Source organism: Acinetobacter terrestris (genome assembly GCF_004331155.1).
Lineage (GTDB): Bacteria > Pseudomonadota > Gammaproteobacteria > Pseudomonadales > Moraxellaceae > Acinetobacter > Acinetobacter terrestris.
Window position 1 is genome coordinate 15,319 of record NZ_SJNZ01000024.1, and the last position, 14,363, is coordinate 29,681.

Sequence of the window (14,363 nt, forward strand, 5' to 3'; positions counted from 1 at the left end):
AAACTAATCAGAGATATTGATTATCTTTTTTAGTGTCCCCAATGATCTTCTAGCGATGCGTAATTAAAACGGATTTTATTCGGTTATCATCCAGTTCCGTCACCTCAAAGTGAACCCCGTGATACTCCAGATGAGTACCTACGGTTACTTCTCCATGCGTCTTTTCCAAAATCAGACCTGCAACACTGATATAGCCGGCATCTTCTTCGACCAGATCCATCATGCCAAGCTCTAATTCAAGCTGGTACACATCCAACATCCCCGATGCTTTCCAGGTATGATCATCAATTTTCACTAAATCAAGCTGTTCATCTGCATCAGGAAATTCTCCGGCAATGGCTTCAAACACATCGAGTGGAGAAATTAAGCCTTGCACATTGCCAAATTCATCGCTCACCAGAACCAATGAACCTTTCGAAGTACGCAAGGTATTGATGGCATCAATCACTTTCATTTTCATGAAAATATAGATCGGACGATGGCGTTTGATTAAAGCTTTGAGCTGCTCGTCATCATCAAGCACATCGAGCAATTCTTTGGCACGAACGATACTGATCACTTTATCCAAGCTGCCACGACACACTGGAAACAAGCTATGCGGGACGGATAATACCTGTTCACGAATCTGTTCAGGACGATCTTCAATGTCCACCCAGGAAATCTGGCTACGCGGTGTCATGATCGAGGCAACAGATCTTTCTGCCAGGGTTAACACCCCACCAATCATATAACGCTCTTCATCGGCAAATGCTTCTTTAGCTTCGAAGTGTTGAGCGCTATTCGCCACGGTCTCCATTTTGCCACCCATCAATTTCAGGATGGAATCTGCTGTACGGTGACGCAGTGGAATTTTAGATTCATGCTTGGCTGCATTGCGCTGACCAAACTGGTTAAATGCTTCAATTGCAATCGCGACGCCAATACCTGAATAGATATAGCCTTTCGGAATATGGAAACCAAAACCTTCTGCAATCAAGCTAATCCCGATTAACAGCAAGAAGCTTAAACACAAAATCACCACAGTTGGATGTCGGTTTACAAAAGCAGTTAATGATTTAGAAGCCAGTAACATTACAGCCATGGCAACAATCATTGCCACCATCATCACATAAATGTTGTCGACCATACCAATTGCGGTAATTACCGAATCTAGAGAAAATACAGCATCTAATACAACAATTTGTGCAACAACTGCAGCGAAACTTGCATAAACAATATTGGTGGTGACATTAACTTCAGGTTTGCCTTCCATCTTTTCATGTAGTTCGGTCACAGCTTTATAGACCAAAAATAAACCACCAAATAAAAGAATAAGATCTCGACCTGAGAAGGTCCAATCAAAGACCACGATAAGCGGTTTGGTCAAAGTGACCAACCAAGAGATAGCAAACAATAAGCCCAAGCGCATAAACAAAGCGAGGGAAAGCCCCACTACACGCGCTTTATCACGTTGTTCTGGAGGGAGTTTTTCTGCCAAAATGGCAATAAAGACTAGGTTATCAATACCTAAGACAATTTCTAAAACAATAAGGGTAAGTAAACCAATCCAAATTCCCGGATCTAATAAAAACTCCATTAGTTTATATCTCCGATTTTATGAATTTGGCTAAAATTAAAGGTAGACCTGCACGGCGACGGATCCATAAATATGACCTGTTCAACAATAGATAAATGAATTATGCACAATCTCCAAAATTTGTAATTAGTTTTTTGTATTTTTAGGCCTAAAAATGCCAATTTAAATAAAATAGAGATTAATTTTTGTGACTTACTTCATCTATTCGTCTGATTTTTTGATCTGATCACACACCAGATCAAATAGCCGCATCTTCTGAAAAACTTAAAAAAGTCCAAAAGAAGAAAATATAAGTTATTGTTTTTATGAATTTTATTATAATATTTACTTGACAAATAGATTAATTCATTACATTTATTAACTCATTGTCAGAAATTTTTTGTTAAAAAGATCAGTTCCCAAAGCTATTTTTTTCACTAGAATGAAACACAGCCAAGATTATATAGCTCATAATCGATAGCTAAACTTAGATGCGTAAGTCTCTAATCCAATCAAAAAAACTAACAGGATTATTTTCTATGACAGATGAAAAAGCGTTAACTTTCAACAAGCATCGAAAACGATTGCCAGCATTCGCTATAAAGGTCATATTTTAAGCTAGATTCATGATTTGATCAGTATAATGTTATCTTCAGAAAATTATCAAAATCCTGAAGTGCAGGAAGAAGTTCTGAAGTTTGCCTAAGGCATTGTAGAATTTCATTAAGATCGATAGTGAAACCCTGTCCCTTCTAAACGATGATGCTTGATTTTGATTGATATAAGGAAATTTACAAAATCAGTTTCCTTATTGCATTATAAAAAACTTGATATATATTAATATGCAATAAAAATAATTTAATATATATTGCGAAACAAAATAGCTTTAGATTAGAATGCTTTTCATGAAAAATTACAATTACAACAATGAATTATGGGGCTGTCTACCATGACTAAAAAATACAGTAAGTTTTTACCTTCTCCGGAAAATTTCAGCTTAGAAAATTTTCCATATTATTGGGTTACCCAAGTGCATGCCCAATATGTTCAGAATGTCGATCATGTATTGAAAAAATATGGTTTAGATAATTCTCGTCGCCGAATTCTACTCGCTTTAAAATCTAAACCGCATGCAAGCGTGTCCGATCTTTCTGAAATGGTCGTTTCCAAGATGTCAACGACCACCAAAATTGTATATCGCCTAAAAGATGAAGGATTAGTTGATACTTCCTCATGTGAAGATGATGCCCGAATTACCCGTGTAGTTTTAACGGAAAAAGGAAAACAAATGACCCAAAAGATTAACGATCTTACCAATGTGGTTTTGGAACAATCTTTTGAAGGCTTAACCCCCTTACAAATTGAAAAGATGATGGAAAGCCTTAGACATATTTTCAAGAATTTAGCGCATTAATTTTAGATTTAATTTTAAATCTAATTTACAAATTTAATCAGGAGGCTTTTTACTTTCGTCAAAAGATATATTTTAAATGAATTTTATTCAAAATTTTTCGCAAAACAGTTACAATAATAAAATACAATTACAACAATTAATAACAGGAGAGACATCCATGACAAAAAAATACAGTAAATTTTTACCGTGCGTGGAAGATTTTAGTTTAGACAATTTCCCATTTTATTGGGTTACCCAAGTGCATGCTCAACATGTACAGAACGTAGATCACGCCCTGAAAAAGTATGGTCTGGATAATTCCCGCCGCCGCATTTTACTGGCTTTAAAAGCAAAATCTCATGCAAGTGTGTCTGATCTTTCTGAAATGATTATTTCCAAAATGTCTACAACTACCAAAATTGTATATCGCCTAAAAGATGAAGGCTTAGTAGACACTTATTCATGTGAAGATGATGCCCGAATTACTCGCGTTTTATTAACAGAAAAAGGGCAACAAATGACCCAAAAGATTAATGACCTTACCAATGTGGTTTTGGAACAATCTTTTGATGGCTTGACTCCATTACAAATTGAAAAAATGATCGAAAGTCTGAAGCATATTTTCAAAAATTTAGCCCGTTAAACACGGCTTAATCGAAAAAATTCAGTTGAGAAGTTATTTTCTCGATTTTTGCTTTTGGTACATGAGAACATTCAAATTCCTCTTCAGGAAACCCTTGTACAAATGATCGGATATCTGGAGACTTCCAACTCAGCCATTCATCTAAACGCTCGTGAGGAATAACAATCACTGAGCGTTTAATATTTCCGGGCTCATGAAATTCTTTCATCATGGGATGGTCAATTGCGTCCATCGTAATCATGGTGGCTGAACGAACCACTTCATCCCCGATCTTACAAATTTCGTAAAGTGCTGCAATAAAAACAGCTTGAGCATCTTTGCGACGCACACCCCAACGCTGAGGCTTATGATCAAAATATTTAGATTCATAAAACTCAGCCACGGGAATGACACCAAACTTATATTTCATCAAAGCATTATTAAAGGTGGGTTTCTGAGATAAAGTCTCATTACGGGCGTTATAGGTTTTAGAAGCAATGTTTTTATCTTCTGCCCATTTCGGCACGAGACCAAACATCACTTTACGCCACTCAAGACCTTGCGGCGATTTAAACAATAAAGGTAAATCATAACCCGGATAGACTTCTTCCGGAAATTCAAAAGCAATATCCGGAAGCTTTAGATCCTGCAATTGTTTGAGTGTTAAGGGTTTAAAGTTTGCACACATAGCATAAGAATTGAATGATAGGAATTAAATTAAACTGGCTCAATTATATCCTTAACCGTATCAATATGACTGTATTCGGTCGTTGTGAATCATCAACCAGTGTGTAACTCTGAATACTTCCAGAGTTCCATTGATTACTACATCTCAATTCTAGTTTTTTCTCACTATGAAAATGGAGTATTCATTCAATCCGTCCCTGTAATCAAAAAGAATTATTAAGGGCAATATATCCTGAGGTTGTTTTATTATTTGCTAATCAAAATCAACTGTTCACCTTTTTGATGGCAACCCAAATGCGCCAGTAAATTAAAAATGAAGTTACTAAGTCCACCACGGTACTTTCGATGGCATTGATATGGGCAAGTTCAGCTTCCTCAAACCGACCTTTAAAAATATTAAAAATCAGTTCATAACAAATCATTCCCACAATGGCAAAAATGGAAATTTTAATGGTGATCGGTAAATACAGCGCAATAAAACGGTTTAAGAATGCATAACCTTTTTCACCACCATTGGCTTTAAAAGCGGCATTGGTCCAACTGATCAATAAACCTAAATGAATGACAAATCCAGCCAAACTGATTTTAAGTTCCTCAACCCCAGTCTGACTTAAAGCAAAAAAGCTCAACAAAATCAAAATACCGCTGACCATATAATAATTTTTAAAGTCGCCTTGGATCACACGGTTTTGTTTTAAATCATCAATCAGTTGATCGGTGCGCCAAAAATACATGATTTATACTCCATTATTAGGTGTCGATCATATACAAAAAAAGCCTCACAAGGAGGCTTTTTATTCAGGTCACAGGATTAGTCGCCTGTATAACCTTTTAATTTCAAACGTGCAGCATGCAATAGCGGTTCTGTGTAACCTGATGGCTGTTCGCCACCTTTAAAGATCAAGTCAGAAGCCGCTTGGAACGCGATATTGTTTTCAAAGTCATTCGACATTGGCGTGTAAAGTGGATCATTGGCATTTTGCTCATCCACAATTTTCGCCATACGCTGCATGACTTCTTCAACTTGCGCACGCGTTACGATACCGTGACGCAACCAGTTCGCAACGTGTTGAGAAGAAATACGTAAAGTTGCACGGTCTTCCATCAAACCAACGTTGTTGATATCGAGAACTTTAGAACAACCTACACCCAAATCAACCCAACGAACCACGTAACCTAAAATACCCTGACAGTTATTTTCAAGTTCTTTGGTTTTCTCTTCTTCAGACCAATTAGTGTCTTTCGCTAAAGGCGGAGTTAACAAATCGTCTAAAGGTAATGCTTCAGTCGCCAACAATTCTTGCTGACGGTTTGCTACATTAATTTGATGGTAGTGAATCGCGTGAATCACCGCACCTGCAGGTGATGGAACCCATGCACAGCTTGCACCTGCTTCTGGATGTTCAGTTTTGGTTTTGTACATGTCGAGCAACATATCTGGTTTTGGCCACATGCCTTTACCAATTTGTGCTTTACCACGTAAGCCTGCTTTCAAGCCAACCATCACATTACGGTTCTCATAAGCCGGGAACCAGATTTGACCTTTAACTTCACCTTTACGAACGAAAGGACCCGCTTCCATGAAGGTATGGATTTCATCACCAGTACGGTCCATGAAGCCCGTATTAATGAAGATGGTACGGTCTTTCGCTTGAGCGATACAGTTTTTCAGGTTTACAGATGTACGACGCTCTTCATCCATGATACCGATTTTAAGCGTTTTAGCTGGTAAACCTAATGCCTGTTCAGCACGCTCAAACAGTTCAACTGCAAAAGCAACTTCTTCAGGACCATGCATTTTTGGTTTAACGATGTACATAGAACCTTTACGCGAGTTCTTGATTTCGTTTTCACCCTTGATGTCTGCAAAAGACAACAATGGTGTAACCAGCGCATCCATGATGCCTTCATAAATTTCCGCACCATCTACTAGGATGGCTGGATTGGTCATCAAGTGTCCAACGTTACGAAGAAGCATTAACGAACGACCGTGAATAGACGTCACACCACCAATCAGGTTTTTATGCGTACGATCTTTGTTCAATGCACGAGTAACAGTTTTACCGTTTTTCTGGATTGATTCTTCAAGCGTGCCGCGCATTAAGCCCAACCAGTTACGGTAGCCTTCTACTTTTTCTTCTGCATCAACTGCAGCAATCGAATCTTCTAAATCCTGAATGGTGGTTACAGCTGCTTCAAGTACTAGATCTTTAACGCCGGCTGCATCTGTTTGACCAATTGGACTGGTTGCATCAATTTCAACAACTACATGCAATCCGTTATTTTTAAATACGATTTCAGTTGGTGCAGCAGCTTCGCCGTTATAACCAACAAATTGAGCCTGATGCGCCAAAGTGGTGGTAGAACCATCTTTTAAAGTCACAACCAGTGCATTGTGCTCTACTGTATATTTTGTTGCATCTGCATGCGAACCATTTGCCAACGGGAAAGTTTCATTTAAGAAGTTTTTCGCGAATGCAATTACTTTTTCGCCACGTACCGGGTTATAGCCCTTACCTTTTTCCGCGCCACCGTCTTCAGGAATCACGTCGAAACCGTAAAGTGCATCGTATAAAGAACCCCAACGCGCATTTGCCGCGTTCAAGCAGTAACGTGCATTACGTACAGGTACTACAAGTTGTGGACCAGCCAAAAGCGCGATTTCTTCGTCGACATTTTCTGTGCTGATTTTGAAATCTTCTACTTCTGGTAATAAGTAGCCAATTTCTGTAAGGAAAGCTTTGTAAGCTTCTAATTCAAATTTGTTGTTGCGGTGCCATTCATCAATTTTAGCCTGAAGATCTTCACGCTTTGCTAAAAGCGCCTTGTTCTTAGGACTAAGATCAACAACGACTTGCTCGAAGTTTTTCCAGTATGTTTCGCTGTCTAAACCAGAACCTGGTAATGCTTCATTTTCGATGAAATCGTAAAGTTCTTTAGCAATCGCTAACTTGCCTTTTTGAATACGTGCAGTCATTGTCTTTCCTGATATTGCTACTTTTTATAACAAGAGATTCTAGTATACCGATTTAAATCTAGCTGAATAGTACTATCACACTGCTAAATAGTGGTCATTTTTTATAAAATAAATATGCACATTATTAAATAAAATATGGCTCACCAATGCGATGTCATCATCCACCTGAATACCTTTTTACAGTTTATAAAGTTTTTGAAATGTCGAAATTAGACTTAAGTGCAGATTTAGAGATAAAACAGCAGTTAAACCTGACATTGGTATAGTTATAGAGTAAAGATTGAACAATGACTAGCTTTAAATGACGACTAAATACATATTTTCTGGTCATAAAAAAGCGCCATTTCTGGCGCTTTATTTTAATTTGTTTAGGATTCCACTTTCTGGATTTGTTTATGCGCTGCATTCAGATACTCATCGGACTGCATTTCCAGTAAACGTGAACGCGTGCGTTCAATTTCAAAGGCTAATTTTTCACCTTGATAGATATCAATAATTGAATCTTCAGAGGTCAACAACAACTTTACCCCGCGATCATAAAACTCATCGACCAGATAAATAAAACGGCGTGCACCTTCTGACAGGTAATCTGTTAAATGCGGAACGTTGCTCACCAGCACAGTATTGTAAATATTGGCGATCTCAATAAAGTCGGCTGGACTACGCGGCTTAAAGCACAAATCTGAAAATTCACACCATAAAACATCTTCAGTATGCCCAACAGTTTCCACAATACGGTTATTGATAATAATCGGCTCTTGAGAAATCTTTTGAGTTTGGGTCAAAGCCGTAAAGCGCTGTGCGATCCAGTTTCTATGATCATGGGTCAAGGGAGATTTAAACAATTGCGCCTGTTTCAGCACTCGCAAACGATAATCCACACCTGCATCGACATTTAAAATCACACAGTTCTTTTTCACCATCTCAATGGTGGGAATAAAACGGTCACGATGAATCCCGTTTTTATACAGGCCATCTGGGGCAATATTTGATGTTGCAACCAAGGTAATCCCGCGATCAAATAATTTTTGGAACAGTTCGCTTAAAATCATCGCATCAGTAACATTCGATACAAAAAATTCATCAAAACAGATGACTACCGCTTGCTGGTAAATTTGGTCAGCAACCAATTCCAGTGGATTACGCTGTCCCGATAATTTGTTCAATTCACGATGCACATGCTGCATAAAATGATGGAAATGCATGCGCATTTTGCGGCGAAAAGGAATGGATTCAAAAAACTGATCCATCAACCAGGTTTTGCCGCGCCCTACACCGCCCCACATATATACACCCTTAGGAGATGTTTGACGACGGAAACGACGGAAAGCTTTTTTCGATGCCTTAAAACGCTGCAGCAGTTCTTGCCAGACACGATCCAATTCATGGACAGCTTGCGCCTGTGCATCATCCGGCATGAACTGACCAGACGAGATCGCTTGCGCATAACGTTCTGCAGGTGACAAAGGAATAAAGGCGGTGCTGTGCTTAGAATTTAAGTCTGACATATGATTGAATACTATTTTAGGCTATTGAAAGTATAGCGAAGTTTGGGATGGAAGATATAACACTTTGGCATTACTAAACTTAGGCTATTTAAAGTACTGGCGTGGACTGTATCCAAACCATCGTTTAAAGGCATGATTAAAAGCCGCCGGCTCGGAATAGCCGAGTAACTCTGCAATCATTTCAATGGAATACTCTTTGTATTCTATCAGCCTTAAGGCCTTGTCTTTAATCAGTTGTTCACGTATTTGTTTATAGCTGCTTTGTAATTGCTGCAATTGATGGCGCAAGGTCCGCTCTGGAATTTGCAAGGCTTGGGCAGTTTCAGCCATTGTTGGCATCACGCCTTGCTGCAACTCTAGATAATCCTGTACGCGCTGCACCAATGAAGGCACCTGCTCATCCATTTTTAAGCGCTCCAATTCAGCAATACATTTACTTTCATAGATTTTAAAAGTCATTTTATCTGCAGATGGAATCTCAACATCCAGAACTGCATCATCAAACCAAAATTCTGCGCATTTCGAGCCAAACTTTAACGCTGTACCATAGTAACCATGATATGTATTTAAAAAATCTTGATCTTGTGGCTGTGAAAATGGCAATTCAATATGAATTTGGGGAATGCTCAACCCCATCATTTTATAAAGGTCCTGGATAAATTTATAGGTACCTGAAATTTCACATTGTGCTCGTAACAAACCCAGATCACTGTTTAAATCTTGTGGTTCATAGCATAAAGCAACCTTGTGCGCTGTGTATTTTAAGCTTAAGGTCCCAGTTAAATGAGTTAATGCTTGATATTTAATACCTTGCTCTAAGGCTGTACGCACATTTCCACTGGTGACCAGCAACATGAGCAAAGGGCCATATCCAGCCAGCGCATAATGCTGCCCAATAAACAGACCTTTTTCAGGCGCAACATCCTGCCCAATAACTTTTAAAACATCCCATTCCAAACTCGGATGAATGGTTGAACTGGGATCCAATGCCTCAGCACGCAGCCCAATACTTTGAAGTTTTTGATCAACTGCAATCCCAGCTTTACGCATGCCTTGAATTAAATACATCAAGCCAAGAATTGATCTTTTCATAGCATTGTCTAATTAAAAGAATATGACCATTTTTTACTATAAAATTCCACGCTTGCAAATTGCCGAATATATCAATTTTTTTGGCACGACTATCATGTTGCGAAGCAATCTATTCATTTAAGCTATATAAAAATAAATTTATAAGGCAATAAAAAATGCATGATGTACCTCAAGGCAAACAAATGCCACAGCAAACTCAAGTTGCCATTATTGGAGCCGGGTTTGGTGGCTTGGCAATGGCCATTCGTTTATTACAAAACAATATTCAAGATTTTGTCATTTTAGAAAAAGCCCATGATGTCGGTGGGACTTGGCGTGAGAACCAATACCCGGGCGCAGCCTGTGATGTGCAATCGCATATGTATTCACTTTCATTTGCAGCTAAAACTAACTGGTCGAAGCGCTATGCTGAAGCACCTGAAATTTTTGCCTACATCCAAAGCTTGATGAGCAGTTATGATTTAAAAAAATACTGCCAATTTAGCTGCGAAGTTCTGGCTGCCGAATACAATCAACACAGTTGTGACTGGAAGCTGACATTAAATAATGAAAAAACTTTGATTGCTCAATTTGTTGTTTTCGCATCTGGTCCATTACATGTTCCGCAAATTCCACACATCAAAGGTATTGAAAAGTTTCAGGGCAAAGTTTTTCATTCATCGCAATGGGATCATCAATACGACCTCAGCAATAAAAATGTTGCATCCATTGGTACAGGTGGCAGCGCCATTCAATACATTCCTGAAATTGCACATCAAGTTAAGCAACTGTATGTATTTCAACGTACCGCTGCTTGGGTCATTCCACGCGATGAACGCCGTTATTCACGTTTGGAAAAAAAGCTGTTTGATCAATTTGATTGGTTTAGAAAGCTGCATCGTGCACGTCTCTATTGGTCAAATGAATCGCGCGTAGTCCCTATTGTTAAACCAACCGTGATGAAATACACCCAAAAACTTGCGGAAGCCTATATTAAATATCAAGTGAAGGATAAAAAGCTGGCTCAGAAACTCACCCCTAATTATATTATGGGTTGCAAACGAATCTTAGTGTCCAACAAGTACTATCCGACCTTTAATCGACGCAATGTCGAACTCGCTACTGATGGCATTCAAGAGTTAACCACTGACAGCATCATTACTCAAGATGGCAAAGAACGTAAAATTGATTGCCTGATTTATGGAACAGGCTTTATCACCGACCCACGTATTTATTTAAAGTCCTTTAAATGCACTGGAGAAAATGGTCTCGATTTACGAGAGGCTTGGCATGATGGTGCGGAAAGCTTTTATGGCATGTGTACCAAACATTTTCCGAATTTTTTCCAACTTTTAGGACCCAATACCGTTCTGGCCCACAACTCGGTTATCTTTATGATTGAGTCACAAATCAATTACATCTTGCAAATGATTCAGCTGGTCAAGCACACCCATAGCCATGCCATTGTAGTAAAAGACCAAGTACAAGATCAATTCAATGCAGAGGTACAAAACCTGCTGAATGGAACGGTATGGCAATCTGGCTGTGTAAGCTGGTATCAGCAAGATGGCGGCAAGAACTTTGCACTTTGGCCCACCTATACATGGAAATATTGGCTAAAAACCAAAAAACTTAATCCCGCAGATTACCGCTTGCTAAATAAAACTCCTGAAAGTCGTGCAGCCTAAATACTTAATGCTCATAATAAGCAGGTGTCTTTTCACCTGCCGACTTTTTGTATGCAATCGCTTTGGTTGATTATCCAGCTTCTTCTCTGTTTATTCCTTGGATTCGTTCTTGCACGTAAACTTCCTCGGTGGCTAGAAAATTTAGCGTTTAAAATTCTGCCCTATTTTACTTATATTCTACTGATAGCCATCGCGATTGAATTCTCTCAAACACTACACAGCATAAGCAGTCCGCTGCAAATTTTATCTCATGCACTGACCCTCTCAATTGCAACATCAGTTGGTGCTTTTCTCTGCTGTTATATCCTGTTTAAAAGTATTGGCTATCAACCAACGCAAGGTAAAGTATCCGCAGAGTTATTGGTTAAATCACTGCTCAACATTAGTTATGCCTTTATTGCACTCGCATTCGGGTATGGACTTGCTGAACTATTTAATCATTTTGAATATAGCCTGCATATGAGTACATGGAATCTACTGCTGATTTTCATGTTCTTGATTGGTTTGGATTTAGCATACTCCCCACTCGACCGTTCATGGCTGAACTGGAAAATCATGCTTGTACCGATCGGCTGTATTGTCGGTTCATTAGCCGGTGCATTTTTTACCGCAGCAATTGTGAAAGACATTAGTCTCAAAGACCTGATTATGCTGTCTCAAGGTTATGGTTTTTATTCTATGACAGGCATTGTGGTGACTGAACTTAAAAATGCCGAGCTTGGCAGCATTGCACTAATGAATGATTTATTCAGAGAAATCATTGCAATTCTTTTGATGTATAGCATTGGTTGGCGCTACCCTCGCTCTGCCATTTCATCCGCTGCCGCAACAGCAATGGATGTTACCCTACCTATGGTCAAACAAGCCTGTGGCAATGAGTTTATTCCACACGCCATGGTCAGTGGCTTTATTCTTTCTGTGCTTGCACCGATTATGGTGAGTGTACTTGCAGCGATTTGATTTTTTATTTCCCCTTTCTCTAACTCTTACTTGTGCTTCGTTTAAAGCAGGGATAGAGAACTTGCGCAGGGATAGAGAACTTTATTTTCTTTCAAAGAATGGCATAAAGTCGTCTCCCTCTGGAAGAGGATTTAGATGAGGGAAATAATATTTAGACTTGTAATTTTAAAAATTCAAATCTATTCCCTTTACCAAATCCCCCACAACGTCAAGCACATCCAAAGCAATTTCAGCCACCTCAAAACCTGAACTCCAGTCTGCTGAACTCGCTTGATTCTGCTGCTCTTCTTGCTGCACAAGCTTTTCTACAGGTTGAATCCTCTGTGAAGATTCATTTTTTGACGATAAAGCAAGATCATCAGGTTCAGTCATTGAATTGCTCTTTTGAAATTAATCTTGTTCTTAATGTATTAAAAAAGCCTTTCATCAGAAAGGCTTTTTATAGATATTCGACAAAATGCGAATCAGATTAAATGGTCGCCAAAATATCACGCAAGGTTTGACTTGGGTTTTCTGATTGAGTAATCGGACGACCAATCACCAAATGCGTTGAACCATCAAGCATCGCTTGCTTTGGTGTCACAATACGTTTTTGATCATCTGCATTAGAACCCGCTGGGCGAATACCTGGAGTGACTAAAGCGAAATCTTGACCCAATGTTTCACGAAGCATTTTGGCTTCTTGAGCAGAACAGACGACACCGTCCAGACCACTGTCTTGAGTGAGCTTAGCAAGGCGTTTTACTTGTTCAAATGGTTCAATATCCAAACCGATATCTTTTAAGTCCTCACGACCCATTGAAGTCAACACAGTCACAGCAATCAGTTGAGTGTTGTAATTGCCTGCTTTTAAGCGCTCCACACAGGTTTCCATCATCTTACGACCACCTGATGCATGCACATTCACCATCCATACACCCAAATCAGCTGCTGCACATACGGCTTGCGCTGTCGTATTTGGAATATCATGGAATTTTAAATCCAGAAAAACCTCAAAGCCTTTGTCGTGCAGTGCCTTAACCACACTTGGACCTTCATGGGTAAATAACTCTTTACCAACTTTTACCCGACATAAAGCAGGGTCTAATTGCTCTGCAATGGTTAACGCGTCATATTGGCTTTTAGCATCCAGTGCAACAATGATACTCAAGAGAATTTACCTTCGGTCAGACAAAAAGAAAGCCCATTATAATGGGCTTTTATTTTCGTTGGTAATATCTAATACAGTTTTTTCATGCCTAGTATGAGCTGCAGCTTCAGCAGCAGCCATTTGGGCAGTCTGAATTTGCTCTTTCCGGAGATATTCAATGTCTTTACGCAGTCGTTTAATTTCCCAGTTATTTTGAAATACCCGAAAAATTTGCACACCCAACAATAAACCCAACACCACACCCAAAGCTAAAGTAAGTAATAACAATAAGCCCAAACGCATAGCAGGAACTTGAGTAAATAGCAGATCTACGCTTAACTCAGTGCCATTTTGTAAAACTAAAGCCAGTGAATAGCCAAACAGCACAATGAGCAAAGCTACCAATACGTAACGCATAAATACCCCTTTTGGAATTTATTACTGTGCAGAATCGTTTACTGCATCACGCAACGCCTTACCAGGTTTAAAGTGTGGAACTGCTTTTGCAGCCACTTCAACAGACTTTCCTGTTTTAGGATTACGCCCCACACGTGGATCACGGTGATGCAAAGCAAAACTGCCAAAACCACGAATTTCAATACGATTATCAGATGATAAAGCAGCTATCATTTGATCAATCATAATTTTAACAGCTTCTTCGACCAAAGGCTCTGCTAAGTGTGGATTTTTAATGGAAATTCGCTCTATTAAGTCAGACTTATTCAACGCTTCCGTAGTCATCTGCGACCTCTTTAATTATCAAGCTACTTTGT

General features: G+C 39.1%; 14 protein-coding genes. 4 read left to right on the forward strand and 10 right to left on the reverse strand.

Annotation, left to right across the window (positions count from 1 at the left end; translation table 11 throughout):
* Positions 1-49: 49 nt before the first annotated feature.
* A complete protein-coding gene (locus tag E0H81_RS12560; protein ID WP_131319345.1) occupies positions 50-1,576 on the reverse strand; it encodes a TerC family protein in 1,527 nt (508 codons plus the stop codon).
* Between the two features lie 928 nt (positions 1,577-2,504).
* Here E0H81_RS12560 and E0H81_RS12565 point away from each other — a divergent pair.
* A complete protein-coding gene (locus E0H81_RS12565; protein ID WP_131319347.1) occupies positions 2,505-2,969 on the forward strand; it encodes a MarR family winged helix-turn-helix transcriptional regulator in 465 nt (154 codons plus the stop codon).
* A 157-nt stretch (positions 2,970-3,126) separates the two neighbouring features.
* Positions 3,127-3,591: a MarR family winged helix-turn-helix transcriptional regulator gene (locus E0H81_RS12570; protein ID WP_131267276.1), complete on the forward strand. Its 465-nt coding sequence runs from the start codon at positions 3,127-3,129 to the stop codon at positions 3,589-3,591.
* Between the two features lie 7 nt (positions 3,592-3,598).
* Here the strand turns inward: E0H81_RS12570 and E0H81_RS12575 are convergent, their stop codons facing one another.
* The 5 genes from E0H81_RS12575 to E0H81_RS12595 form a co-directional block, all read right to left on the reverse strand.
* The gene (locus E0H81_RS12575; protein WP_131319349.1) at positions 3,599-4,258 is read right to left on the reverse strand and encodes an SOS response-associated peptidase family protein; all 660 of its coding nucleotides are present in this window, start codon (positions 4,256-4,258) and stop codon (positions 3,599-3,601) included.
* Positions 4,259-4,520: 262 nt separating this feature from the next.
* Entirely contained in the window at positions 4,521-4,991 is a 471-nt protein-coding gene (locus E0H81_RS12580) for a hypothetical protein (RefSeq protein ID WP_131319351.1), read from the reverse strand.
* 77 nt (positions 4,992-5,068) lie between these two features.
* The gene (locus tag E0H81_RS12585; protein ID WP_131319353.1) at positions 5,069-7,234 is read right to left on the reverse strand and encodes a malate synthase G; all 2,166 of its coding nucleotides are present in this window, start codon (positions 7,232-7,234) and stop codon (positions 5,069-5,071) included.
* Between the two features lie 368 nt (positions 7,235-7,602).
* Complete coding sequence (gene zapE, locus E0H81_RS12590; RefSeq protein WP_131267280.1) at positions 7,603-8,742, reverse strand: cell division protein ZapE; 1,140 nt, start codon at positions 8,740-8,742, stop codon at positions 7,603-7,605.
* 84 nt (positions 8,743-8,826) lie between these two features.
* On the reverse strand, positions 8,827-9,834 hold the full coding sequence (locus E0H81_RS12595; RefSeq protein WP_131319355.1) for an AraC family transcriptional regulator: 1,008 nt from the start codon (positions 9,832-9,834) through the stop codon (positions 8,827-8,829).
* Between the two features lie 155 nt (positions 9,835-9,989).
* On the opposite strand from E0H81_RS12595, the gene E0H81_RS12600 reads away from it, so the two are divergent.
* Both E0H81_RS12600 and E0H81_RS12605 read left to right on the forward strand, forming a co-directional pair.
* Entirely contained in the window at positions 9,990-11,501 is a 1,512-nt protein-coding gene (locus E0H81_RS12600) for a flavin-containing monooxygenase (RefSeq protein ID WP_244926541.1), read from the forward strand.
* Positions 11,502-11,552: 51 nt separating this feature from the next.
* Complete coding sequence (locus E0H81_RS12605) at positions 11,553-12,461, forward strand: LysO family transporter (RefSeq protein WP_131319357.1); 909 nt, start codon at positions 11,553-11,555, stop codon at positions 12,459-12,461.
* Between the two features lie 165 nt (positions 12,462-12,626).
* Here the strand turns inward: E0H81_RS12605 and E0H81_RS12610 are convergent, their stop codons facing one another.
* The 4 genes from E0H81_RS12610 to E0H81_RS12625 all read right to left on the reverse strand — a co-directional run bounded on the left by E0H81_RS12610 (position 12,627) and on the right by E0H81_RS12625 (position 14,331).
* Complete coding sequence (locus E0H81_RS12610) at positions 12,627-12,833, reverse strand: hypothetical protein (protein WP_131319359.1); 207 nt, start codon at positions 12,831-12,833, stop codon at positions 12,627-12,629.
* 97 nt (positions 12,834-12,930) lie between these two features.
* The gene (gene pyrF / locus E0H81_RS12615) at positions 12,931-13,611 is read right to left on the reverse strand and encodes an orotidine-5'-phosphate decarboxylase (RefSeq protein WP_131319361.1); all 681 of its coding nucleotides are present in this window, start codon (positions 13,609-13,611) and stop codon (positions 12,931-12,933) included.
* A gap of 36 nt (positions 13,612-13,647) precedes the next feature.
* On the reverse strand, positions 13,648-14,007 hold the full coding sequence (locus E0H81_RS12620; protein WP_131319363.1) for a lipopolysaccharide assembly protein LapA domain-containing protein: 360 nt from the start codon (positions 14,005-14,007) through the stop codon (positions 13,648-13,650).
* Positions 14,008-14,028: 21 nt separating this feature from the next.
* Positions 14,029-14,331 (reverse strand): integration host factor subunit beta, encoded by a 303-nt coding sequence (locus E0H81_RS12625; protein ID WP_131267287.1) that lies wholly within the window; start codon positions 14,329-14,331, stop codon positions 14,029-14,031.
* Positions 14,332-14,363: the final 32 nt, after the last annotated feature.